This window comes from Arthrobacter rhombi (assembly GCF_039526245.1).
In the GTDB taxonomy this organism is placed as follows: domain Bacteria; phylum Actinomycetota; class Actinomycetes; order Actinomycetales; family Micrococcaceae; genus Arthrobacter_H; species Arthrobacter_H rhombi.
Genome location: NZ_BAAAIV010000012.1, coordinates 474,532 through 498,683, shown reverse-complemented (window position 1 = coordinate 498,683; position 24,152 = coordinate 474,532). Strand labels below are relative to the sequence as shown.

Here is a 24,152-nt window from a genome sequence, read left to right as displayed (position 1 = left end):
GGCAGTTTCCTGTGGACCGAATTCGCAGACCTGTCATGGAGCCTCCAGAAAATTGCAGCTCTCAGTACTCACCTTTGATGACGAAGTACGATCCGCGGATCACACCAGCAAGCTTTGATTTCTGGCGGGCAAACTTGAACGACGACGCCAACTCGTCAGGAACGTCCATTCCTTCGGAGAGCTTGAACCCGACGGCGCGCTTGCCGCCGTCCTCGACGGCATACATCACGTTGATGGAAAGGCCCGACTCGTGGAAGACATAATCCATCCGATAGCCACCGACCTCAAAGGATGTTGCCTGAAGCGGCCGGGACGAGATCACCAGGTTCCGCTCGTTGGCCAGGATGCGATGCACCCGCTCAATCGTTGTCGGCGAATGATCAGCGGTGTCGACAGTGAAGACATGGTCGTATTTATTCTTGAAGTACCGCGCTTCGTTGGCCCTCAGGCCCGCCAATTCCTGGGCCACCGGAGACGACTCCAGCCCCTCGGTGGAAATGTTCGTGAAGTCGACGGTGTACGACATGGGCACTCCTGGGGACGGTAGCAGCTGCTAATTGTCCTTAGCCTAATGCCGGGATCCACTCGGGGGCTGCTTCGATCCTGCTTGAACGGACCGGCATCCTGCGGGGCGGTCGTCTATCGCCGCAAGGTTGTGGCGACTCCCCCAGGAATTTTACTGATTGGGATAACCGATGGGTCGATGCGCGTGCATTAATAGGCCGTTCCCACCCTCGAAGGTCGTCGTATGGAACGCCGTGGCCCTGGAAATCTCGGTGAAGCCAAACTCCTGGTGCATCGCCATGGATGCCACGTTCGTAACGTTGACGACGTACCAAGCCTCCACGGCTCGTTCCCAGATCCATCCAAGTCGAAACGTGGTCAGCATGGTCCCGATCCCCCGCCGCCTCCAGTCCGGATCAACAGTGACACCACCCAGATAGTGACCTGCAGGAGCCGGGCCATCGGCGTGCCCCCACCAATGCGTCTTGGCCCAGCCGACCACCTCGGTTCCGCTACAGGCCACGACGAGCAGACGTTGCCCATCCTCCACCACGTCAAGGTAGGACGCCTGTGTGCCCCTGGGGCGTTTGGCACGGGTATTGAGATCCATGATGGCCCGAATGTCGTCGCAGCCTGCTTCCCGGACAACTACGGCCTGCGTCTCCCCAGCGGCTAGCCCCACCCGTGCGGCGTCAATGCCCAGCCGGACGGCTTCACTGGCTTCCATGGCGACCCCCTTCCGTCATCTCGTGTCGGCGTGTACCGACTAGACTGCCCCTCATGGACGCTACCGCCGTGAATTCCCTGATCCTCAGCCTGCTGGGGCTCATCGTTTTCTTCTACCTTTTGCACACTACCGTCCGATCCGCGGTCCGTCTGGGAATCCGGGACGCCCGGAACAACCAGCCCGTCGCCAATGACGGCACCGCACTGCCCGATGCGTAACCTGCGTTCGGATTCCGGCGGCGGCGGGGGCTCCCGGCGGAGTGTCCGCGTAGGGATGGATGGCCGGTGAGCCGATCATCCTTGTCCTTTGGTGCCCGGAATTCACGACGCAAAATCCTTGATCGCATGCTGGCGGCCGCGGCCGAACGTGGTCTGGAGCCCGATGCAGAACAACTGGAGCTGATGCAGGACCTGGCCGTGGCGGCCTCCGATGCGCTGTCCCGCCGGCCGGCCGAGTCCCCAGGCCACCAGTACGTCTACGGCCCACCCGGACGCGGCAAGTCGTGGCTGCTCGATCTGCTCCACTCCGCCCTGCAGACCGAACGCAAGCGTCGCCTGCACTTCCACGACTTCTTCCGCGAACTGCACGCCCGGACCCACGCAGCGGTGGCCCAGGAATCCGATGGAACGCCGCCCATCGACCGGGCCCTGGACGAGCTGCTCGGCGACACCCGGGTGGTCTGCTTCGACGAACTGCACGTGCACGATCCAGGGGACGCGATGTTCTTCGCGCGCACCCTGCAGGCGATCTTCGAACGCCGGATCCTGCTGATTTCCACGTCGAACTACGCCCCTGACGAATTGTTGCCCAGCGAGTACTTCCATCACCTCTTCGAGTCGACGATCGACCTGATCAAAACCGGGATGGCAGTCACCCTGCTCGACGGCGGCACCGACTACCGCACCCTGACCTCTGACCCCACCGGCGGTACGGGATACGCCTCGGGCCACGTCATGGTCCCCGGTTCGGCCCAACAACTGCGCGCTGCCGGCCTCACGATTCCCGCAGCGCAGGAACAAACCCACATCATACCGACAACCCACGAGTTCCCGGCGCTACGGGCCTCTGCCGGTCAGGTATGGCTCGATTTCCGGGCCATTTGCGACGGCCCCACCGCCGCCTCCGACTACTTGTACCTGGCCGGGGAATTCGACCACGTCGTCATCGATGGGATCCCGGCGCCTGACCGGGCAGGACCCAGCGCCTGGAAGCGGTTGGCGAACCTCATCGACGTGCTCTATGACCGGGACATCCGCACCGACCTCATCTGCATGGCCACACCGGATCCCACGGCGGCCGCTGGACACCCGGTGGACGCCGCCCGCCTGGCCAGCCGGCTATCGGCACTGCACCCCTGGGGCGTCGGCCCGGGCATCGATCCTGACCTGGGCCGGGAGACCGTCGGCAGCACCGGACAGAACGGACAGGAAATAGCGTGACATCGATTCACCCGACGCACGGGGGCCTCTCCCCCGCCGCAGTGCTCGATCTCGTGGAGACGATGGTCGCCACGGTCCACTGGGACGACGACGGTGTGCCCGTGGCCGCGACCCTGCCGCCCATCGTCCAGCTGGGCCATCCCGTGCTGCGGGCCGGGACCCCGGAGTACGCGGGCGAACTTCCCGATGCCTTGCTGGAGCGCGTGCTGCAGGTCATGCGGGCGACCATGCACGCAGCCCCGGGCGTGGGCCTGGCCGCACCCCAGATCGGGTTGCCGTTGCGCATGGCCGTGCTGGAGGACCGGTTCGAGCTGGCAGCCGACACCGCAGCAATCCGCGAACGGGCTCCCCTGGACTATTTCGCAGCGATCAACCCCTCCTACACGGCACACGGGGAACGAACCGCGGCATTCTACGAGGGGTGCCTGTCCTTCACCGGCTACCAGGCAGTGGTGGAACGCCCGGCTGACATCCGCGCCCGGTACACAACCGAACACGGCGAGACCATCGACGGACCGTTCTCCGGTTGGCAGGCCCGGATCTTCGCCCACGAAACCGACCACCTGCACGGCACGGTCTACATCGACCGGGCCATCACCCGCAGCCTGGCCTCCAGTACCGAGCACGCCGGACGCTGGGCGGCCCCGGACATCGAGGCCGCCCGCGCAGGGCTCGGGTTCTAAGCCGAGGCAACCACCGGGGCATCGTCGTCGTTCCCGGTCCCGGGGTGCACGGGAAGGTGGCGTGACCACCACTGGAGGATCGCCTCGAACCGCTGACGCCGGTGCCAGGGGGTGCCACCGCGGGAGAGCTCATGGTTTTCGCCCGGGAACAGGAGGAACTCCGCCTCGACCCCGTGGCGCAGCAGCTCCACGTAGTAGCGCTGGGCCTGCTCCAGCGGGCAGCGGTAGTCCTCCTCCGAGTGCAGCACCAGTGTCGGGGTGCGCACCTGGGAGGCCTTGGCCATCGGACTCTGCTCGAGTGTGGCGGCGACATCACGGCCGGTGTATTCCTCGCTGAAGAACCACCCGATGTCGCTGGTGCCCACGAACGAGAGCGGATCCAGGTAGCCACGCTCGACGATGGCCGCGGCGAACCGGTGGTCGTGGGCGATTGTCCAGGCCGTCAGGTAGCCGCCGTAGGAGCCACCCATCACGCCCACCCGGTCCCCGTCCAGCGCGGTTTCGGCAGCTACCGCCCCGTCGAGGAAGGCCAGCACGTCCTGCAGGTCCACAGTGCCCATGGCCTCCTTGATGGCCAACCCATGCGCCCTGCCGTAGCTGGCGCTGCCGCGCGGATTGCACTGCAACACCGCGTAGCCGGCGCGGGCATAGACCTGCGCCTCGTCGAAATAGCCCCAGCCATATTGGGCGTAGGGTCCACCGTGGATGTTCAGCAGGACCGGGTGCGGGCCGGGGCCGTCGGGCAGGAACATCCAACCGTGCACCGGATACCCGTCGGCCGAGTCGAGCTCGAGCTCGCGTGGTTCGATGATCCGGGTGGCCTCGCGCAGCGGCGCGGCGAAATCGGTGAGCCGGCGCACCCCGCCGGAGTCCGGAACCCCGATCTCGCCGGGGGTGGTGGGATCGGTGTAGGAGAGCACGACGGCGCCGCCCTCCTCGGCGACTCCCTCCACCTGCTGGTGGCCGGAGACCAGCACCTCGGTCTGCCCATCGGCCGAGACGACGTGCACCTCGGCCGAACCGCGCACGCGTGCCAGGGCGGCGATGCGCCCGCTCCCGAAGCGGAACAGTGATCCGGACTCGGTGTAGTCCACGGTGTCCGGATCGGTCAGCCGGCGCGGTTGGCCCGTGCCGATGTCCTCGGAGGCGAGCACATGGACGGAGGCGTTGCGCGCCACGAAATCTATACCGGACTCCCCCACCTCGCTGCCCAGCAGGAACAGCGAAGCTCCGTCACGGCTGAAGCGCGCGCCATCGTAGGAGGTATCCCCGGTGGCCGAGCCGGCGACCAGTTCGGGCTCCGGCTGGCCTTCTTCTGACGTATCCAGCCCGGCCACCGGGACCCGGTGGATCATCGAGCGCAAATCCCGGTCGGCTCCCTCATGCAAGGCGGCGGTGAAGTAGACATGGGACCCGTCGGGGCCGAACTCGGGGCTCGAGCAGTCGTAGTCCGGTGGGGTGATGAGACGGGCCGGCGGGAACTCCCCGCTGGCCGTGCCGCCATCGTCGCCCGCACCCCGGGCGGCTCGGCCGACCGGCTTGACGAACGGTTCGGCGTCCAGGTCAGGGAGCTCGAGCAGGTGGATGCCGGAGCGCTTGTCGTTGCCGAAACCCAGTCCGTTGAAGCGGTACTGGAAGCCGGTGATGCGCCGGGGGTCCTCCGCTCCAGCGTCGATACCTTCCACGGTTCCGTAGCGTCCATCGGCAGGGGTCCTGCTGGTGAAGGCCACCCGGCTCGAGTCGGGCGAGAACGTGAAGCCGCTGACGCCCAGATGGCGGTCGGTGACCAGTCGCGGTTCGCCGCCCCGGGCGTCGACGACGGCCAGCTGCATCCGGCCCTTGGCATTGGGGCGCAGGAAGGCCAGGACCCGGCCGTCGGGTGAGAACCGGGGTGCGGTGTCACCGCTCCCCCGCGTCAGCCGACGTGGGTTTTGCGCCTCCGCGCCGTCGACGGTCAGATCGAGCGACCACAACTGGCCCACGCCGGAGTCCGCGTCGAAACTGGGGTGGCTGGCTGCGAAGACGGCCACGCGGCCGTCGGGGCTCAACGTCGGTGCGGATACAGTGGTCAGGAGCTCAAGCTGGTCTGGTTTCACACAGCGAGCGTATCTGAAAGACTTATTGAAGGAAATAGTCGTGACCGATGATTCCATCGACCTGAGTTGCCCGGTGTGCACCGAACCCCTCACGGCCATCCGGCAGCCCACTGCGGCGCTGACGTGCCCCGGGGGACATCGTTTCGACGCGGCCAAGCAGGGCTACTTCAACCTCCTGACCGGACGCGGGACCTCCTTCCGGGAGGACACCTCAGCCATGGTGGAAGCCCGGGCGCAGTTCCAGGCTGCCGGACACTACGCCCCCCTGGCGCGGGCGCTGGCCGAGGAGGCGGTGTCTGTCCACCAAGGGGCACTCCCGCGGATCCTCGATGCCGGTGCGGGAACGGGCTACTACCTGGATGCGGTGGCCGGGGCTTTCGACGCGGCGACCGGGAGTCGCCCGCTGGCGCTGGCGCTGGACATTTCGCGCCACGCGATGCGCAGGGCGGCGAAGCTGCCGCGCACCCAGGCACTGGTCTGGGATCTCTGGCGACGACTGCCGGTGGCCGACGGCGGGGTGGATCTGCTGTTGGACGTCTTCGCTCCCCGCAATGGAGGGGAGTTCGCCCGCGTACTGGCTCCCGGTGGCCACGCCCTGGTGGCCACTCCCCTGCCGGAGCATCTGGGCGAAGCCGCGGAGTCGTTGGGCTTGCTCTCCATCGGAGCCGGCAAGGAGGAAGCGGTCGCCGACGCCCTCGGCGACGATTTCGAGTACCTGCGCACCCGGGAAGTCAGGACCCCGCTTCATCTTTTGGATGATGATGACGCGGTGCGGCTAGCGCTCATGGGACCGGCAGGACACCATCGTGACGCGGCAGCGATACGGGAGCTCCTGACGGTCCACCCAGTGCCCCCAGTGGTGACAGCGGCCTTCCGGATCCAGGTGTTTCTTCGTCGCTGACACCACCCGGACCGCCCGTCGGCTCGAACATACCTCCCAAGGCTGATGATCTCGAGGTGCCCCATCGGGCAAGATGGAAGGACCGAGGGCGAAAGGTGCCCTCCCGAAGTTGATGCGGGTGCCGATATGTTCGAATGGGTCCTCTCCAACGCCTGGGTCTTCTGGCTGGCGTTGTTCCTGATACTGGCGATCATCGAGATGATGTCACTGGACCTGTACTTCATCATGCTCAGCGTCGGTGCGCTGGGTGGCGTCTTCGTCGCCTTGGCAGGCGGCGACTTCTGGCTCCAGGCCTTGGTCTTCTGCCTCTTGTCACTGGCCATGATCTTCTTCGTACGGCCGATCGCGCTCCGACAACTCCACAAGGGGCCAGCAGATCGGCTCACCAACGTCGACCGCCTGGTCGGTCAGGATGCGCTGGTCTTGGAGCCCACCACGAAAATGGGTGGCCGGGCAAAGATCGGCGGCGAAACCTGGAGTGTGCGCAGCGAGGACGAAACCGCGCTGGCTCCGGGCATGTATGGCACAGTCGTCCGCATCGATGGTGCCACCGCATTCATCACCACCCGTGCCCAGGCGCACGGCCACTAGATACTCCGACGGATCCAGCGCCGTGGTGACACGGCCTGGGTTCCGCCACCAGCCCCTCCGGGGCCACACAGAATAGGGGAACCACTTATGACAGGCCTAGGCATAGTCCTGGCAGTACTCGCGGTCTTCGTGATCATCGTGCTGTTGCGCTCCGTACGCATCGTACCGCAAGCACGGGCAGGCATCGTCGAGCGGTTGGGAAAGTACCAGCGCACCCTCGGTCCTGGCTTGACTCTGCTGATCCCCTTCGTTGACCGGTTGCTGCCGCTGCTGGATCTGCGCGAGAACGTCGTCAGCTTCCCCCCGCAGCCCGTGATCACCGAGGACAACCTGGTGGTCTCGATCGATACGGTTGTCTACTTCCAGATCACCGAACCCCGAGCCGCCACCTACGAGATCGCCAACTACATCCAGGCGGTCGAGCAGCTGACGACCACCACCTTGCGTAACGTCGTCGGCGGGTTGAACCTCGAAGAGGCCCTGACCAGCCGCGACCAGATCAATGGCCAGCTGCGTGGAGTCCTCGATGAGGCCACGGGCAAGTGGGGCATCCGTGTCTCCCGCGTTGAGCTCAAGGCCATCGATCCGCCCCTGTCCATCCAGGACTCCATGGAGAAGCAGATGCGCGCCGAACGTGATCGCCGTGCGGCGATCCTGACGGCCGAGGGCACCAAGCAGTCCCAGATCCTGACGGCTGAGGGACAGCGGCAGGCCGCCATCCTGGCCGCCGAAGGTGATGCGAAGGCAGCGATCCTCCGCGCCGACGGCGAGGCCCAGGCCATCGAGAAGGTCTTCGACGCCATCCACGCCGGAAACCCGGACCAGAAGTTGCTGGCCTACCAGTACCTGCAGACCCTGCCGAAGTTGGCGCAGGGCAGCTCGAACAAGCTGTGGATCATCCCCAGCGAGGTCGGTGAGGCACTCAAGGGCATCGGAGGCGCCTTGGGCAACTTCACTGACGGAGACGACAGCCAGAAGGCTTCGCCTTCGGCAGACGCCACCGCGACGCGGCCACAGTCGCCGGAACAGCCACGCCAGCCGTAGCTGCAGCCATCTCGGATCCAGCGGGGCGCGGAGGGCCACCTCCGCGCCCCGCTGTGTCTGGTCAACCGACGGGTTCCCCGAAGGGAACGCGTATACTGGTGACTTTGAGACTTCCGCCGATGGGCTGGGGAATGTTCACCCGGACTTCGGCGTTCTTAACATAGACGTCAGCAGCAGCACGCAGTAGGGAGAAAACATGAGCGATCGCAGTCTTCGCGGAATGCGCCTGGGCGCACAGAGCATGGAGACGGAAGCCGGCGTGGAGCCAGCACCGCGCCAGCGCGTTGAGTACCAGTGCGCCGACGGGGAACAGGTTTTCGTGATGTTCTCCACTGAAGCAGAAATTCCTCCCACCTGGGTCTCCAAGACCGGCAAGGAAGCGCTCCTCGTCAACGGCGAAAAGCCCGACACGTCCAACGACAAGCCGGTACGTACCCACTGGGACATGTTGCTGGAACGCCGTTCGGTCGACGAGCTCGAGCAGATCCTCAAGGACCGGCTCGACAAGCTCCGTGCCGCACGCGGCGAAAAGGTCACCGCCTAGGATTCCATACCCCTTAACGTCCGAAGAGCCGGGCTACGCACCATACGGTGCGTAGCCCGGCTCTTCGCAGTTTGGGTGGAAGCTTGGGGATCTAGGCCTTGCCGGTGAGCTTCTTCCAACGCGCGCGCAGGCCCCAGCGGGTCACATTGAGCATTGCCTCGACCACGATGTTCCCGCTCATCTTCGAGACTCCGAGCTCCCGCTCGACGAAGGTGATCGGCACCTCGACGATCTTCTTGCCCATGAGTGCGACGCGGAAAGTCATGTCGACCTGGAAGCCGTATCCCACGGACTCGACGGAGTTGAAATCCAGGGCTTCGAGGGTTTCACGCCGGAAGGCCCGGAACCCGGCAGTGATATCCCGGGTGCCCAAGCCCAGCATGAGCCGGGAGTAGGTGCTGCCCGCCACCGAGATCAGCTTGCGGTAGGCCGGCCAGTTCACGACGCTACCGCCACGGACCCAGCGGGACCCGATGACCAGGTCGGCGTTCTGTGCCGTCAGCGCCTCCAGCAACCGCGGAAGCTGCTCCGGCTGGTGCGAACCATCTGCGTCGAGCTCCACGAGCACGTCATAATCGCGTTCCAGACCCCACGTGAACCCGGCCAGATAGGCGGCGCCCAGACCGGCCTTGCCCTCCCGGTGCAGGACATGGATCTGCGGATCCGACTCGCCGAGCTTCCGGGCGAACTCGCCGGTGCCGTCCGGGCTGTTGTCGTCGACCACCAGGACATCCGACTCCGGGACGGACTCCCGCAACCGTTTGATGGTGATGGGGAGCGACTCGATCTCGTTGTAGGTCGGAATGATCGTGATTACCCGCACGCGGTTACCCTTCTGGACTGTTGAGGCGTTGGACCAGGCTGCGGACCCCAGGTCCGCGCCCCACCAAAGTGCCGGCGGGGAAAGCCAATGTCCTACTATACGGGCCGAGCGGGCGAGGGCATGGAAAGACCCCGGGAACTTCGGACCAAAAAGCACGCACGCATGCGAAATCGATTTGTTTTCTACTGTTCCCGGGGCCTTGCCTGTGTTGTTTACCGGAAGACCGGCGCGACGTCGTAGGCCTAACTACCATCGCCGTTGAGAATCCACCCTATCTGCTGACGCTTGCCTGTCAACTGCACTTTGACTAGAGGTTTTGGATGCAACCCCTAGTCAGCACCGGCGCGTCGCCGGGTCAACGGATCGCGTCCGGGCCCCCTGCCGTTCAGGAGCGCTGGTAGATCGTCCGGCCCCGCCGTACGGTCCGCAAACATGTGGGGAGTTCCTCATCGAGTACCGGCAGCATCGGGGTTCCTGCCCGTGCATCGGTGCTCCACGACGAGACCCGCGCATCGGGGGTTTGGACTGCCAGTTCCGACGCGGCCCAGATCGCAAAGGTCGCCTCGGAACCCGGAACCAACTGGCCAGCCAGTGGGTCCGGATCCCCGAACGCCCGGTAGCCGGCACGGGTGTGGGCCACGAAGGCCGCGCGTGCCGAGACGCGGGCGGTCTCCGTGTGGTGCTCCAGACACGCCTTCACGGTCGCCCAGGGACTCGTTGCCGTCACCGGGCTATCGGAGCCGAGGCAGACGGGTACCCCGGCTGCCAGCAGCCGACCCACTTCATTCATGGCCGCAGAGCGCTCGGTTCCCAAACGCTGATCGTATTCTTCGCCGGGCCCACCCCACATGGCGTCGAAGAGCGGTTGCATCGACACCGTGACGCCCAGGTCCAGCAAGAAGCTGATCGCCTCGTCGTCGAGCATTTCCGCATGCTCGATCCGGTGACGCCCCCGTTGGATGGCCGCCGCTCCCAGGCGCTGTTCCGCGCGGCGGAAACCGGCGATCGCTGTGTCCATCCCCGCATCACCGATGACGTGGAATCCTGCTTGGATACCCGCTTCGGTGCAGGCCTGGACATGCTGCGCGATTTCCTCGGCCTCCAGGTAGAGCGTCCCCCGGTTGGAGGCGTCGTCCGTGTAGGGGGTCCGGAGGTAGGCGGTCCGCGAGCCCAGGGACCCATCGATGTTGAGATCCCCGCCCAGTCCTGCCATGCGGTCGCCGTCGAACTCCGAGAGAACCTGCCGTGCCTCGTCGGCCGAGGACACCGCCTGCGCCCAGTAGATCCGTACGGCAGGCAGGTCATCACCTTCCTGGTCAAGCAGGGTGTTCAGTGCGGCGACGTCATCGCGGGTACCGATGTGCGGGGCCGCCATTTCGGCCACCGCGCCGTACCCGTTGGACGCCAGATGCCGCAGGGCCAGACGCTGATAGCGGGCGCGTGACTCGCCGGTGAAGGCCAGCACCTGCTCGCGCACCCGGGTGTGTACCTCACGAACGGCCAGCGGGCCGCCGTCCCACCCATCCAGTCCCTCGAGTCCGGCCTGCTGCGCCAGGGTCCGGTTGACCAGCCCTGAGTGGACGTCGACACGGGTCAGGTAGACCTCACGGCCCGGGGCGGCTTCCTCCAGTTCGTCGACGCTGGGGATGCGCCCTTCGGGCCACTGGCTTTCATCCCATCCGGCGCCGACGATGGGTCCCGGTTCCGCTGCTGCACGCTGCGTGACCGCCTGCAGCAGGTCGGACAGCGAGGCGCAGGTGGAGAGGTCCAAGGAGGCGAGGGCAACGCCGGTCTCGGTCAGGTGCGCGTGGGAGTCGACGAAGGCCGGGGCAATGAGCGCGCCCTCCAGGTCCACTACTTCCATTTTCGAGTCCAGCAGCGCCTCGGCGGCGGCTTCCTGGCCGACCCAGGCGACTTCGCCGCCGTCGGTCAGCATGGCGGTGGCGAATGGATCGGCCGCACTGTAGATGGCTCCGTTGCGGTACATGACCAGTCCGGACATGTGTACTTCCTTTCCTGCAAGAGGCGACCGGTGGGTCACCGAAAATTTCTGGGTCGCGCGGATGTGCGTCTAGCCGGTCGCGGTGGCTAGTCAGCCACGCTGGAATAGGCGACCACACCGCGACGGATGGAGTCCACTGCCGCCCGGCACCGGCCCGCCAACACCGGCGAGAGATCCGGGACCTTGGCCAGCTGGTCCAGCGTGTCGATGACCTGTTTGGCCCACCGTACGAAATCGCCGGCCGCGAGGTCTGTCCCACGCAGGCATTCCTTCAGGTCCTTGCCCCGCGCCCAGTGGTACATCGGCCACACCAACCCCGAATCCGGCTCCCCCGTTTCCGGAAGACGGTTGGCAACCTCCAGATCCGTGAGTTCCGACCAGTTCCGCACGGCCACCATCCAGGCCTCCTCGATCGCCCGGCTGGGCATCTTCGGGTGCGCACCGGAGGTCTCGCGTTTGGCCTGGTAGACGAGCGTCGTGACGAAACCCGCGAGTTCGGCGGCCGACAATCCGTCCATGCATCCCGATTCAAGAACCAGCGAGGTCAGCAGATCACGCTCACCATAGATGCGCCGCAGCCGGTTGCCGGCAGCAGTGGTCACCAGGACGGCGTCGTCTGCTCCACCGTCGGGCAGGGCCAGGTAACCGTAGTGGCGCAGGATCGAGCAGACCCGGTCGAAGGTCTTGGCGATGGTGTTCGTCCGCCCGGCAATCTGCCCGGACAACCGGTCGGTTTCGGTCTTGAGCTTCCACCAGCGTTCGGCCCAGCGGGAGTGGTCCTCGCGTTCGGTGCATCCGTGGCAGGGGTGGCGTTTGAGCTGGCGGCGCAGTTCGGTGATCCTGGCCTCCTGCTGGTCGCTGCCCGGGAAGTCGAAGCCCTCGGCGCCGCGGCGCGGTGGACGGTGTTCGTGCAAGGCGTTGCGCAGCGAGGCCGCCAGATCCTTGCGTTCCTTGGGGGTGCGTCCGGTGAACGATTTCGGGATACGGATCCTCGAGATGACCTCGACGGGTCCTTCGAGGTCCTGGACGCCCACGCGGCGGATCTGCCGGTCCTCGGTGAGCACCGTGGGGCGCGGATCACGCAGGGAGTCGGCCAGGGCGATCACCACGCTGCGCCCGAGGCGGCGCGGTCCGGGCACGTCGATGACGTCGCCGGGTTGGAGCAGTTCCAGTGACTGTTCCGCGGCGGAGCGGCGCATCCGGTGAGCCGTCCGCGAGGCGTCCTTTTCCGCCTGGCCGAGCTCATGGCGGATGCGCGCATACTCCTGGAAGTCGCCCAAGTGGCAGGCCATCGAGTCGGCGTAGCCCGCCATCGATTCCTGACGGCTCCTGACCTGGCGGGCCAAACCAACCACGGAACGGTCTGCCTGGTACTGGGCGAACGAGGACTCCAGGATGCTGCGGGCACGCCCCATCCCGAATTGGGATGAAAGGTTCAGCGACATGTTGTAGGTCGGCCGGAAACTGGAATTCAACGGATAGGTGCGCTTGGAGGCCAGCCCCGCGACGGCCGCCGGGTCGGTCCCCGGCTGCCACAGGACCACTGCGTGGCCTTCGACGTCGATGCCACGCCGTCCCGCCCGACCGGTCAGCTGGGTGTACTCGCCGGCGGAAATCGAGACATGCGATTCGCCGTTGAACTTCTCGAGCTTCTCCAGCACGACCGACCGCGCTGGCATGTTCACGCCCAGGGCGAGGGTCTCCGTCGCGAACACCGCCTTGACCAGCCCCTGGGCGAAGAGCTTCTCGACGACCTCCTTGAAGATCGGCAACAGGCCGGCATGGTGGGCTGCGAAACCGCGCAGCAGGCCCTCACGCCAGGCCCAGAACCCGATGACGTCCAGGTCGCCCGGGGGGATCTCCTGGGCCATGGCGTCGACCTCGCGTTCGATCCTCGAGGATTCGGCTTCGGTGGTCAGGAAGAAACCGGTGCGTACACATTGGGCGACGGCGGCGTCGCATCCCTTGCGCGAGAAGATGAAGACAATGGCCGGCAGCAGGCCGGCCTGGTCCAGGGAGAGGACCAGTTCAGGGCGGGACACCCGGTGGTTCTCGGGTGGTCCCGGCGGACGGGACGGTCCGCCATGGCCCTTGCCCCGTCGGTGGGCGCGTCCGCCACCGCCGCGGAAGTTGCGGCGTTCATCGCGTTGGGCCAGCTTCGTGAGTTCCGGGTTCACGGCAATGCTCCGCTCGTGCGCCCCGCCCTCGATCGCCGCCGCCTCGTTGAAGGCGACGTCGTCGGCGAAGAGCTCGAGCATCCGTCCCCCGGCCATGACGTGCTGCCACAACGGGATCGGACGGTGTTCGGACACCACAATCGCCGTGTCGCCGCGGACCGTATCGAGCCATCCGCCGAATTCCTCGGCATTGGAGACGGTGGCGCTCAGGGAGATGACCTGGACGTTTTGCGGCAGGTGGATGATCACTTCCTCCCAGACGGCGCCCCGGAACTTGTCGGCGAGGTAGTGGACCTCGTCCATGACGACGTAGGCCAGGCCGGTGAGGGTGTCCGAGTCGGCGTAGAGCATGTTGCGCAGGACTTCGGTGGTCATCACGACGACGTCCGCTTCACCGTTGATGGTGGTGTCGCCGGTCAGCAGGCCGACCTTGTCGGGGCCGTAGTAGGCGCTGAGCTCGTTGAACTTCTGGTTGCTCAGGGCCTTGATGGGTGTGGTGTAGAAGGCCTTCATGCCACGCTGCAATGCGCAATGGATGGCGAATTCGCCGACCACGGTCTTCCCGGCCCCGGTGGGGGCGGCGACCAGGACCCCACGGCCCTGTTCGACGGCGGCACACGCCTCGATCTGGAACGGATCCAGGTCGAACTCCAGTCCACGCCGGAACGCCCCGAGCTCGGTTTTCGACTCGGCGGCGCGTTCGCGCCATGCGGCGTATTGCTCTGCTGGTGAGGCCATGCCTGAGCACCCCTTCATTGGTTGGAGGTATTCGGCGACGCCCTTACCCTACCCGTGAGCGGGAGGGGGTCAGTCGACCGGTTCGCCGTTGGCGATCAGCCGCTCGTTCTCCTCTTCCTGCGCCAGACGGCGCTTGGCACGTCGTTTGTCGTTGATCAGGCAGATGACGGTGGCTGCCGCGAACAGCACCAGCAGGGGGCCGGCCAGGACGAACATCGTCAAGGCGTCGCCACCGGGTGCCGCCATGGCGGCGACCAGGCAAATCAGGAAGACGGTGATGCGCCAGTTCTTCACGATGACCCGGCCCGGCAGGATGCCGATCATGTTCAACCCGACGAGCAGCACGGGGATGATCATCGACAAGCCGAAGGCGAGCAGCAGGCGCAGGACGAAGCTGAGGTATTCCGGGATGGTGATCAGGTTGACCGCGACGTCGGGGGTCAACCCGAGGAAGAAGATGAGGGCGTGCGGCAGAACCCAGTAGCCCAGGTAGATGCCCAACAGCAGCAGCGGCACGGAGGCGGCAATGAAGCCCAGCGCGGTGCGCTTCTCCTTCTTCTTCAGCCCCGGGACGATGAACGCCCAGAGCTCGTACAGCCAGACCGGGGAGGCCATGATCAGTGCCAGGAACAGCGACACCTTGATCATGATGTCGAAAGGTGAGACGGCGGTGCTGAAGTTCGCCATGCCGCCGGCGTCCTTGAGTGGCTTGATCAGCAGATCGAGCACGGGGCGGTACAGGAAGAACCCGCCGATGGCTGCGAGGAACAGCGCCCCGAGGGAGATGAAGAGCCGATTGCGCAGCTCGATCAGGTGTGCTTTGAGCGCCATCCTCCCCTCGGGGTTGGATTTGCGCCCGGTACGTTCTGTCACAGAGAACTAGAGCTTGGGTCCGCGGTGGTCGGGATCGACGACCTTGCCCTCGACGGGCTCGTCAGAGGCGTACGGATCCTTGGGCTCCTTGGTGTCCTTCGGATCGTCGTCCTTCATCTGGCGGACCTCGGACTTGAAGATGCGCATCGACTGACCCAGTGAACGGGCCAAGCCGGGAAGCTTGGGTGCGCCGAAGAGGAGCAGCGCCAAGACAACGATGATGACAATATGCCATCCCTGTAGACCCATCATGGGAGAACTTCCTTTCGTCTGCCTACAAGTCTACGTCACGCGGGTACAGGTCGCGGACGCGTTGGGCCTGTCCGCGGGCACGTTTTCCCTCGATCCGGCGCTGCCGCCTGCCCCGTCGGCGGGTGAGCTTTCCGTCGTCGTATTCGGTGCGCGCATCCTCGCGGGATCTGAACAGCACAGCGGCACCCGCAGCGGGACGGGGACCGGCCGACAGGTTCTCCTCCAGGGGGTCGCCCGGGGGCAAGACCAGCGCGTCCCCTGCCTCGGTGACCTCGGTGAACATCGCCATGAACCGCCGGTAGAGGTGCAAGGCACACAGCGCCAGGACGACGAGCGCGGCCAGGACCAGCACGGTCCACAACAGGATCCAGAACCACCAGGGCATCATGCGTTCTCCTCGGTCGGGGCGTGGGGTTGCCGGTCGGCATGGGCGGCCAGGGCGGCCTCCAACCAGCGGCGGACGGCGTCGACGGCCGTCGGGGGGTCGATGACGCGCAGCTCTCCCCCGTGACGGGCCACGAGGCCCGGCAGCTGGGCGGATTCGGCGATGCCGACCTGAGCCACCAGGGTGCCGTCCGGGGACTTGGTGCTCTGCACCGGGGCGAACTCGTCGGCCAGGCGGTGCAACCGCGCGGCGAAGCCCAGCACCACCGTCGTGTCCTCGGGGGCCGGGGTGTACAAAGTCCCCTCGGCGGCTGCATGGCGTGCGGGGTCGCGGAGGTAGGTCTCCCCCGTCGGTTCAGCGCCCAGGATCCTGTCGAGCCGGAAGTTCCGGCGACCGCCGGCGCGCCGGCACCAGGCCTGCAGGTAGGTCCGGCCGGCGTCCTCCAGCAGCCGGATCGGCTCCACGTCGCGTTCGCTGATGTCGTCGCGCCCCGGGTGGTAGTAGCTCAGATGCAGGACCTGGTCGCCGGCGGCCGCGGCGGTGACGGTGTCGCGCGTTGCCGAGGCCTCGGTCGCGGAGAGCCGGGCCGAGGCGATCTGGTCCATGTCGCCGAATTCCCCCGCAGCACCGCGCAGCTTCTCCAAGGCGCCGCGTGCTGCGTCGCGGTCCTGTCCCCCGGGCAGGTCCAGGAGGGTCTGCAGCCCCACCAGCAGGGAAAACGCCTCGAGCAGGTTCAGCCGGATCGGCGCGGAGAGCCCCTCGGCGTTGGCGATGGACACGCGGTCGCCCTCGAAGTCCACATCGATCAGCTCGTCGGGAAGCCCGTTGGGGACACCGCACATCTGGATCATGGCGAGGTCGTCGATCAGACGGCGACGACTCAGCCCGAAGTGCGCCGCCGTCTCATCGATCAGTGGCGCACCTTCGCGGACCACGTAGGCGATGATGTCCAGCGCCCGCGCCACGACGTCCGAGGAGGACGGCCGCCCACCGCTGCGCGCCTGGCCGAACGTGTAGGCCGGGGCCGGGATCCGCGCCGCTTCCAGGGCTCCCGAAAGATGGCGGACGACGGCGGCGCGCAGGGTCTCCGGGGCCAGCACGGCGATGGCCGGGCCGAGTTCGGCCAGCTCGGCGGCAGTGGCCTCGTCGTCCTGGTAGTCGAAGCTGATGGTGTCGGCACCACTGTTGCCGCCCTCCGGGGAGTCCACGCCGGGGGTATCGCCGGGGTCGATGGCGCGGCTGCGCAGTGCCAGGCCGCGACCGGGCGCCAGCCGGACCGTGGCACGTTGGCGGGCCGAGTCGGGATCCAGGGAGTCCAACACCGTTCCGATGCGGAAACCCTCGGGGCGATCGACGGTACCGGGGCGGCGGGCGATCTCGGAGCTGATCCGCGAGAGCCGGAAGATCCGCTGTCCTTCCCGATCGCGGTCCCAGCCCACGAGGTACCAGTGCCCGAACCGGTTGCCGATGCCCCAGGGCTCGATGGTGCGCACCGCGGCCTCCCCGGAGGGTGGGCGGTAGGTGAAACGGATGGGGGTGCGGTCCCAGACGGCGGCGAGCAGATCGCGGAACACGGCATCGGCAGCGTGCATGCGCGGCTCGAAGGTCTCGAAGGATGCGCCCGCGACGTCGGGACCATCGGCTGCCGGGGAGAGCCGGTTGAAGGCGCGGTCGGCGGCACTGGCGATGGTGGGGTCCTTCCAGACCCGGGCTGCCAGGCCCAGGGCCAGGGCCTCCGCCGGGGCGAAGGACACGGCGGGCAGGCGGTACGTTTCGGGGCGGACGACGTAGTGGGCGTCCTGCCGGTCATTGCCATAATAGGCATCTCCGAGGATCGTTTCCAACGGGACGCCGAGGCCGCGGAGGTCCTCCTTGTCGCGTTCGAACTTGCGCTCGAAGGCGTCGTCGGACAGGCCCCGGTAGTCGTCCACGATGCCGCGCAGTTCGGCACGCGTGTAGCCGCGGCGGCGGGACATCAGCGCATAGGTGAGGCTGACGAGCTTCTCCGTGCGCGAGGGCGCACCCGGGTTTCGTTTGGCAGACACACGCTTACGTTACTAGAAAGCACGACGGCGCCGCCCCAGGCCAGGGGCGACGCCGTCAACGGTGGTGGCCGGGTTAGCGGGCGTCCACCAGGTCGACCACGAAGATCAGCGATTCGCCGCCGGCGATGGCAGCTCCTGCACCACGTTCGCCGTAGGCCAGGTGCGAGGGGATCTCGAGGCGGCGGCGTCCGCCGACCTTCATCCCGATCAGCCCCTGGTCCCATCCCTGGATGACCTGGCCGACGCCGACGCGGAAGTCCAGCGGCTCGCCGCGGTTCCATGAGGCGTCGAATTCCTCGCCGGTCGACCAGGCGACACCCACATAGTGGGCGGAAACCGTGGTGCCCGGTGCCACCTCGGCGCCGTCACCGACGATCAGGTCCTCGATGCCCAGCTCTGCTGGCGGGGTCGTGCCGGGGAAATCAACCTCGGGCTTGGTGCGATCGTATTCGCGCTTTCCAAAAGACAAGATGGGTGTCCTTTCCTGGTCCCTACTTGGAAGCCGGTTTGACCGACTTCACGTCAACAACGAATACGAGGGTACCCTGCGGCGCCCCAGACTGTCCGTCGTAGGCCATCGATCCGGGGATGGTCAACATCACGCGGGAACCGGCCTTGATGCCGTCGAGTCCTTCGGTCCATCCCTTGATGACGCCGTTGATGTCGAAGTCGAGCGGCTTGCCCTTGTCGTAGCTGGAGTCGAAGACCTTTCCGTCGTCCCAGCGCACACCGGCGTAGTTGGCCGTCACGGTGGATCCCTTGCCGACCGGTGTGCCGTCGCCTTCCTTGAGGACGTCAACTACCAGATCGGAGGGCGCGTCCTTGCCCTTCGGGATGGTGATGGTCGGCTTGTTGTCCTTGAACTCGACAGTCGGCAAGGCGCCATCGTCCTTGAGCTTCTTCACGTCATCCTGGGAGAGCTTGCGTGGCGTGTCCTTCGCGTCGAGGACCTTGAGGATCAGCACCTGCGCGGCTTCTGCCGGCTCGGCCGACTTCGAGGCACCCTCGGTGGCTGCTGCGGTGTCGTCCGGGCGGACGTAGGCGACCCAGGATCCGACCTTGGTGCCGAGCAGCACGTCGTAGATCTCGGCGTCCTGCTTCTTGAGGGCGTCCTCCACCGACAGGGTCAAGGGTGCCTGAGTGAAGGTGTTGCCGATCTCCTTGGCGTCCTTGGTGTTGTAGCCGACCATCTTGTAGCTGACGTCCTGCCCGGCCTTGATCTCCGCGCCGTCACCTTCCTCGATGACCTTGGCCCCGGGGGCGGTGGCCTTCATGGGCGTGTCGAACTCGACCTTCGGGGCGGTGTTGTCGTCCGCCCCGGGAGTTACTTTGATGGAGGACAGCGGCTCAGCCGCGCCCACGGTCTTCGGGGTTCCGGATCCACAGGCGGTCAGCGCCAGCAGCGCCACCCCGAGAACCAGTGCCAGCAGCTTGCGCACAAAATCCACTTTCGTCGTCGTACATTGGTCTGGTGGGGCCCGCCGCGCTCGGTTTCCCGGCGTTCAGGCCACGTCAAGCTTAGGGTCGCTGCCTGTGAATGGGCTGAGGCGGCGCGCCGGATCAGCGGGGGCCCATGAGTCCCATGAGCTCCTCGACCCGCGGATCGGTGTTGGCGAAGGGGTCCTTGCACAACACGGTTTGCCCTGCGTGGTCGTTGAGTTTGAGGTGGACCCAGTCCACCGTGAAGTCCCGTCCCGCGTCCTTGGCCGCGCGGACGAAGTCGCCGCGCAATTTGGCCCGGGTGGTCTGCGGGGGGTTCTCGGCTGCGTCGGCGATGTCAGCCTCGGGGACGACGGTGGCTGCGCTCCCGCGGGAGCGCAGCAGCCCGAACAGACCGCGTTGCGGGTTGATGTCGTGGTAGGTCAGGTCGAGTTGGGCGACTCGCGGGGAGGAGAGCTCCAGGGAGTGCCTGTCCTGGTATTGCCGGATGAGCCGGTGCTTGATGGCCCAGTCGATCTCGGTGTCGATGCCGGAGGCGTCCCCGCTGGCCACGGCGTCGAGGGCTCGGCGCCACAGGTCCATCACCCGGGGCACGTGGGGGGTGTGGGCGCCGTGGCGTTCCAGGAACGTGCTGGCCTTGGCGAAGAAGATCTCCTGCAGCTGCAGGGCGCTGAGCTCCCGCCCGCTGGCCAGGCGGACCGTCCGGCGTCCGGTGAGGTCGTGGGAGATCTCCCGGATGCTGCGGATCGGGTTCTCCAGGCGCAGGTCCTCCATGATGGTCCCGGCCTCGATCATGCGCAGGATCAGGTCGGTGGAGCCGAGCTTGACCAGTTGGGTGGTCTCGGACATGTTCGAGTCCCCGACGATCACGTGCAGGCGCCGGTGGTATTCCGCGTCGGCGTGGGGCTCATCGCGGGTGTTGATGATGGGTCGGGACCGGGTGGTCGCCGAGGAGACGCCCTCCCACACATGGTCGGCTCGCTGCGAGAACGCGTAGCGGTGTTCGCCGTCCACCGGCAGGACCTTGCCGGCGCCGGCGATCAGCTGCCGGGTGACCAGGAACGGGATGAGGATCTCGGCCAGCCGGGAGAACTCGAGCTTGCGCGGGATGAGGTAGTTCTCGTGGCAGCCATAGGAGTTGCCGGCCGAGTCGGTGTTGTTCTTGAACAGGTAGATGGACCCGTCCAGCCCGTCGGCGCGCATGAGCTCCTCGGCGCTGGTGACCAGCCCGTTGAGGATGGACTCCCCCGCCCGGTCGTGGCTGATCAGCTGGGCGACGTCGTCGCATTCAGCGGTGGCGTACTCGGGGTGCGATCCGACGTCGAGGTACAGGCGGGACCCGTTGGTGAGGAAGACGTTGGAGCTGCGGCCCCAGGCCACCACCGGTTTGAACAGGTAGCGGGCCACCTCCTCCGGGGTGAGCGGGCGTCCGGTGGGCGAGGAGTACGCGATCCCGAATTCGGTTTCGATCCCCATGATGCGGCGGTCCATGCTCAGGCACCGTCCTCTCCGGCGAGGGTCTGGATGACCTCGTCCTTGGAATAACGTCTGAACGTGCGGCGGGTGCCGCTGGCGGGCGGTGGCACCCGGTCCAGCACGGCCACCTCGAGCAGGTCGGCGGTCGGCGTGCCTGCCAGCTGCGGCAGGGCGGCCGCCGCGCTGCGGATGACGTCGCCGAAACCACAGGACGCCAGGTCCCGGCCGGCCCAGGCGCCGTCGAGGGCGGTCGCCAACGCCGCGGCATCACCGCCCATGACCACCATCCCGGGTTCGTCGGAGATGGATCCATCGAAATTCACCCGATACACCTGGTCGGTGGCGGGGTCCTCCCCCACCTCCGCCACGGCCAGCTCGACCTCGAACGGCTTGGTGTCGGCGGTGAACACGGATCCGAGGCTCTGCGCGTACACGCTGGCCAGCCCCCGGCCGGTGACGTCCTCCCGGTCGTAGGAGTAGCCGCGGGTGTCGGCGTACCTGACGCCTGCCTGGCGCAGCGATTCGAACTCGTTGTACTTCCCCACCGCGGCGAACGCGATCCGATCGTAGATCTCACCGATCTTGCGCAGGGTCCGTGAGGGGTTCTCGGCGATCAGGGCGATCCCGTCGCGGCAGCTGGCCACGATGACCGAGCGTCCGCGGGCGATGCCCTTGCGGGCGAAGTCCGCCCGGTCCTTCATCAGTTGTTCGGGCGAAACGTAGAACTGGGCGCTCATCAGGCCTCCCGGGCTGTGGCCGAGCGTTCGGCGACGATCTCGTGGGCGATTCGGGACAGCTCCTCGTCGGGGATGCGGAAGGAGCCGTGCGCGTCGACGCGGTAGAGGACGGGCCACAGGTGCCGGACCAGATCGGGCCCCCCGGTGGCGGAGTCGTCATCCGCCGCGTCGTAGAGCGCCTCCATGGCCACGCGGATGGCCGCGGCGGCGTCCAGGCCCGGGCGCCAGAGCTTCTTCAGCGCACCGCGGGCGTAGACGGAGCCGGAACCGATGGTGTGGTGTTCGATCTCCTCGAACCGGCCGCCGGTGATGTCGAAGGAGAAGATCCGTCCGGCCTGTTGACTCGGGTCGTACCCGGCGAAGAGCGGGACGACGGAGAGCCCCTGCATGGCCAGGCCCAGGTTGGAGCGGATCATCGCGGCGAGCCGGTTGGCCTTGCCGTCGAGGCTGAGCAGCGCCCCTTCGATCTTCTCGTAGTGCTCGAGCTCGACCTGGAACAACCGGACCAGGTCCAGCCCGATGCCGGCCGAACCGGCAATGCCGACGACCGAGTAGTGGTCGGCGGCGAAGACCTTCTCCATGTGCCGGCTGGCGATGACGTTGCCGATGGTCGCCCTCCGGTCACCTGCCATGACCACCCCGCCGTCATACGCCAGGGCGGCGATCGTGGTGGCGTGGCGCAGCCCCTCGGGGGCCGGGACCGCCTCGCGGGCCGGCAGCAGGTCGGGGCGTTCACGCACCAGGTAGTCGACGAAGGACGGTCCGTCGGGGGTCTGCACGGCTACTGTCCGCCCTTTTGCACGAAACCGCGCACGAACTCCTCAGCATTTGTCTCCAGGACCCCGTCGATGTCGTTGAGCAGGTCGTCCACGTCCTGCGTCTGGGCCTGCGCGGCAGGTGAGGCCGGCGCGGGTGCCGGCGCACCGGCGTCGTCCACTTCCTGCTCCTGGGTGGAGGGCTGGTGCCGTTGCTGTTCCTGTGCCATGGGGTGCTCCTCATCTCGGGGCGGCGTACCGCCGATGCCTCTATCTTGTCACTGTTGCGCCGCATGTCACGGCGGCGTCCCGGGCCCCGTCAGCTGCCGCGGCGCAGCTCGTCGACGAACGCGCCGACGTCCAGCCCGGCGTCGAACAGCCCGCCGACCAGTTCGCGGGTGCCCCGCAGCGGTTCGGGGGTGGAAATGCGTTGGGTGCCGGGGCGTCCGGGGATGGAAAAGGTCACCGCATCCCAGCTGGCACCCAGGACGTCGTCAGGGTAGGCGCCCAGGCAGCGGCCACGGAAGTAGGCGCGCGTGTCCTCGGGCGGATGCACGACGGCGGAATGGACCTGGTCCGCGGTGAACAGGGTCTCCATCAGCCCACGCGCGGCCAACCGGTGGTACAGCCCCTTTTCGGGGCGGATGTCGGCCCATTGCAGGTCCATCATCGCCAGCCGGTCATCATCCCAGGCGAGCCCGTCGCGGTCGCGGTAGCGGTTCATCAAATCCAGTTTGGCGACCCAGTCCACGGTGGCCTTCGCCGAGGCCACGTCCCGGGACAGGGCGTCCAGGGTGTCCTGCCAGCGGGTGAGCACGTCGAGGGTCTGGGCATCGTCCGCACCGGTGCGGGAGCAGTGGTCCCGCGCGGCGTCGAGGTAGGCCTGCTGGATGTCCAGCGCCCGCATCCGCCGACCATCTGCGAGTTCGACGACGGTGCGCAGGGTCGGGTCGTGGCTGATCTGCTGCACTGCGGCCACCGCGTCACGCAAGGCAAGCGACGGGGCGGCACCGGCCTCGAGGAGGGTGAGCACCAGAGCGGTGGTGCCTACGCGCAGTAGCGTGGAGACCTGGCCCAGGTTCGCGTCCCCGGCGATCACGTGCAGTCGCCGGTATTTCTCCCAGGTGGCGTGGGGTTCGTCGCGGGTGTTGACCAGGGGACGGCGGATGGTGGTCTCCAGCCCCACCTCGGCCTCGAAGAAGTCGGCGCGCTGGCTGATCTGGTAGCCGGGGTCCTTCCCGGTCATCCCGCACCCGACGCGTCCGGCCCCGCACAGGATCTGCCGGGTGGCGAAGAAGGGCAGCAGCCCGGCGGCGATGTCGTCGAAGGGGGTCGAGCGGGGCATCAGGTAGTTCTCGTGCGCCCCGTAGCTGACCCCCTTGTTGTCGGTGTTGTTCTTGTAGAGCAGCACCTCGGCGAATCCCGGTGACTCGGCGATCCGGTGTTGGGCGGCCAGCGCCACCTGGTCCCCCGCCTGGTCGTAGAGCACCGCGGCGTGGGGGCCGGTGGTTTCGGGGGACGAATATTCGGGGTGGGCGTGGTCGACGTAGAGCCGTGCACCGTTGCCCAGCACCATGTTCATCAGCACATGCCCGTCGCCGTCCTCCTCGCTGTAGAGGGTCTGTCCGGCCCGGGAGTCGCCGCCAGCCAGGGCGATCTCCTCGGCGGTGAGTTCGCGCGGGGTGTCGGTCAGCTGCGAGGCGTCGGCGACGGCCCGTGACATGTTCCAGCCACGGGCATCGGAGAGCGGCGCCTCGTCGGCATAGTCCCAGCGGGTGCCGGCCAGGTGCCCGTACCCGGAGCGCACGGTGGCCGCATACGCGTTGATGACCTGGGCGGAGAGGATCGTGGAGTTCGCCCCCGGTTGGCTCGGGGCGAGCACCCCGAACTCGGTCTCGAGCCCGATCACCCGGCGCACGC

24 protein-coding genes are annotated in these 24,152 nt (G+C 67.0%); 7 read left to right on the top strand and 17 right to left on the bottom strand.

What is annotated here, in order from left to right:
- Nucleotides 1-61 precede the first annotated feature (61 nt).
- Both ABD088_RS12980 and ABD088_RS12975 read right to left on the bottom strand, forming a co-directional pair.
- Nucleotides 62-526: a phage tail protein gene (locus ABD088_RS12980; RefSeq protein WP_343902343.1), complete on the bottom strand. Its 465-nt coding sequence runs from the start codon at nt 524-526 to the stop codon at nt 62-64.
- 150 nt (nt 527-676) lie between these two features.
- Nucleotides 677-1,231 (bottom strand): GNAT family N-acetyltransferase, encoded by a 555-nt coding sequence (locus tag ABD088_RS12975; RefSeq protein WP_343902342.1) that lies wholly within the window; start codon nt 1,229-1,231, stop codon nt 677-679.
- 53 nt (nt 1,232-1,284) lie between these two features.
- Between ABD088_RS12975 and ABD088_RS12970 the strand changes: the two genes are divergently transcribed.
- From ABD088_RS12970 to ABD088_RS12960, 3 genes are all read left to right on the top strand, one after another.
- Nucleotides 1,285-1,449, top strand: coding sequence for a hypothetical protein (locus ABD088_RS12970; RefSeq protein WP_343902341.1), 165 nt, complete (start codon nt 1,285-1,287; stop codon nt 1,447-1,449).
- 66 nt (nt 1,450-1,515) lie between these two features.
- Nucleotides 1,516-2,670 carry a cell division protein ZapE gene (gene zapE / locus ABD088_RS12965; RefSeq protein WP_343902340.1) on the top strand — a complete coding sequence of 385 codons (1,155 nt, stop codon included), beginning with the start codon at nt 1,516-1,518 and terminating at the stop codon, nt 2,668-2,670.
- Nucleotides 2,667-3,353, top strand: a complete 687-nt coding sequence (locus ABD088_RS12960; protein ID WP_343902339.1) for a peptide deformylase — start codon at nt 2,667-2,669, stop codon at nt 3,351-3,353. Before zapE ends, ABD088_RS12960 begins: the two co-directional genes overlap by 4 nt.
- Here ABD088_RS12960 and ABD088_RS12955 read toward each other — a convergent pair.
- On the bottom strand, nt 3,350-5,449 hold the full coding sequence (locus ABD088_RS12955; RefSeq protein WP_343902338.1) for a S9 family peptidase: 2,100 nt from the start codon (nt 5,447-5,449) through the stop codon (nt 3,350-3,352). The genes ABD088_RS12960 and ABD088_RS12955 overlap by 4 nt on opposite strands.
- A gap of 40 nt (nt 5,450-5,489) precedes the next feature.
- On the opposite strand from ABD088_RS12955, the gene ABD088_RS12950 reads away from it, so the two are divergent.
- The 4 genes from ABD088_RS12950 (at nt 5,490) to ABD088_RS12935 (ending at nt 8,529) form a co-directional block, all read left to right on the top strand.
- Entirely contained in the window at nt 5,490-6,350 is an 861-nt protein-coding gene (locus ABD088_RS12950; protein ID WP_343902337.1) for a putative RNA methyltransferase, read from the top strand.
- Between the two features lie 126 nt (nt 6,351-6,476).
- The gene (locus ABD088_RS12945) at nt 6,477-6,941 is read left to right on the top strand and encodes an NfeD family protein (protein ID WP_343902336.1); all 465 of its coding nucleotides are present in this window, start codon (nt 6,477-6,479) and stop codon (nt 6,939-6,941) included.
- Between the two features lie 87 nt (nt 6,942-7,028).
- Nucleotides 7,029-7,985 carry an SPFH domain-containing protein gene (locus ABD088_RS12940; RefSeq protein ID WP_343902335.1) on the top strand — a complete coding sequence of 319 codons (957 nt, stop codon included), beginning with the start codon at nt 7,029-7,031 and terminating at the stop codon, nt 7,983-7,985.
- A gap of 196 nt (nt 7,986-8,181) precedes the next feature.
- Nucleotides 8,182-8,529, top strand: a complete 348-nt coding sequence (locus ABD088_RS12935) for an RNA polymerase-binding protein RbpA (RefSeq protein WP_343902334.1) — start codon at nt 8,182-8,184, stop codon at nt 8,527-8,529.
- Between the two features lie 91 nt (nt 8,530-8,620).
- On the opposite strand, the gene ABD088_RS12930 is transcribed toward ABD088_RS12935, so the two are convergent.
- The 14 genes from ABD088_RS12930 to dop form a co-directional block, all read right to left on the bottom strand.
- Nucleotides 8,621-9,352, bottom strand: a complete 732-nt coding sequence (locus tag ABD088_RS12930) for a polyprenol monophosphomannose synthase (protein WP_343902333.1) — start codon at nt 9,350-9,352, stop codon at nt 8,621-8,623.
- A 385-nt stretch (nt 9,353-9,737) separates the two neighbouring features.
- Complete coding sequence (locus ABD088_RS12925; protein ID WP_343902332.1) at nt 9,738-11,354, bottom strand: amidohydrolase; 1,617 nt, start codon at nt 11,352-11,354, stop codon at nt 9,738-9,740.
- Nucleotides 11,355-11,440: 86 nt separating this feature from the next.
- On the bottom strand, nt 11,441-14,287 hold the full coding sequence (locus ABD088_RS12920) for a DEAD/DEAH box helicase (protein WP_372710449.1): 2,847 nt from the start codon (nt 14,285-14,287) through the stop codon (nt 11,441-11,443).
- Between the two features lie 51 nt (nt 14,288-14,338).
- Nucleotides 14,339-15,142, bottom strand: a complete 804-nt coding sequence (gene tatC / locus ABD088_RS12915; RefSeq protein ID WP_343902330.1) for a twin-arginine translocase subunit TatC — start codon at nt 15,140-15,142, stop codon at nt 14,339-14,341.
- A 6-nt stretch (nt 15,143-15,148) separates the two neighbouring features.
- A complete protein-coding gene (gene tatA / locus ABD088_RS12910; protein ID WP_343902329.1) occupies nt 15,149-15,394 on the bottom strand; it encodes a Sec-independent protein translocase subunit TatA in 246 nt (81 codons plus the stop codon).
- Between the two features lie 22 nt (nt 15,395-15,416).
- A complete protein-coding gene (locus ABD088_RS12905; protein WP_343902328.1) occupies nt 15,417-15,782 on the bottom strand; it encodes a hypothetical protein in 366 nt (121 codons plus the stop codon).
- Nucleotides 15,779-17,824: a helix-turn-helix transcriptional regulator gene (locus tag ABD088_RS12900; RefSeq protein ID WP_343902327.1), complete on the bottom strand. Its 2,046-nt coding sequence runs from the start codon at nt 17,822-17,824 to the stop codon at nt 15,779-15,781. Before ABD088_RS12900 ends, ABD088_RS12905 begins: the two co-directional genes overlap by 4 nt.
- Before the next feature lie 73 nt (nt 17,825-17,897).
- Nucleotides 17,898-18,293, bottom strand: a complete 396-nt coding sequence (locus ABD088_RS12895; protein ID WP_343902326.1) for an FKBP-type peptidyl-prolyl cis-trans isomerase — start codon at nt 18,291-18,293, stop codon at nt 17,898-17,900.
- Nucleotides 18,294-18,315: 22 nt separating this feature from the next.
- Nucleotides 18,316-19,272, bottom strand: coding sequence for an FKBP-type peptidyl-prolyl cis-trans isomerase (locus tag ABD088_RS12890; protein ID WP_343902325.1), 957 nt, complete (start codon nt 19,270-19,272; stop codon nt 18,316-18,318).
- A 112-nt stretch (nt 19,273-19,384) separates the two neighbouring features.
- Nucleotides 19,385-20,755, bottom strand: a complete 1,371-nt coding sequence (pafA, locus tag ABD088_RS12885; protein ID WP_343902324.1) for a Pup--protein ligase — start codon at nt 20,753-20,755, stop codon at nt 19,385-19,387.
- Nucleotides 20,756-20,757: 2 nt separating this feature from the next.
- Entirely contained in the window at nt 20,758-21,477 is a 720-nt protein-coding gene (prcA, locus tag ABD088_RS12880; protein WP_343902323.1) for a proteasome subunit alpha, read from the bottom strand.
- Nucleotides 21,477-22,256, bottom strand: coding sequence for a proteasome subunit beta (prcB, locus tag ABD088_RS12875; protein WP_343902322.1), 780 nt, complete (start codon nt 22,254-22,256; stop codon nt 21,477-21,479). Before prcB ends, prcA begins: the two co-directional genes overlap by 1 nt.
- A gap of 2 nt (nt 22,257-22,258) precedes the next feature.
- Nucleotides 22,259-22,462: a ubiquitin-like protein Pup gene (locus tag ABD088_RS12870; RefSeq protein ID WP_343902321.1), complete on the bottom strand. Its 204-nt coding sequence runs from the start codon at nt 22,460-22,462 to the stop codon at nt 22,259-22,261.
- A gap of 89 nt (nt 22,463-22,551) precedes the next feature.
- The gene (dop, locus tag ABD088_RS12865) at nt 22,552-24,150 is read right to left on the bottom strand and encodes a depupylase/deamidase Dop (protein WP_343902320.1); all 1,599 of its coding nucleotides are present in this window, start codon (nt 24,148-24,150) and stop codon (nt 22,552-22,554) included.
- Nucleotides 24,151-24,152: the final 2 nt, after the last annotated feature.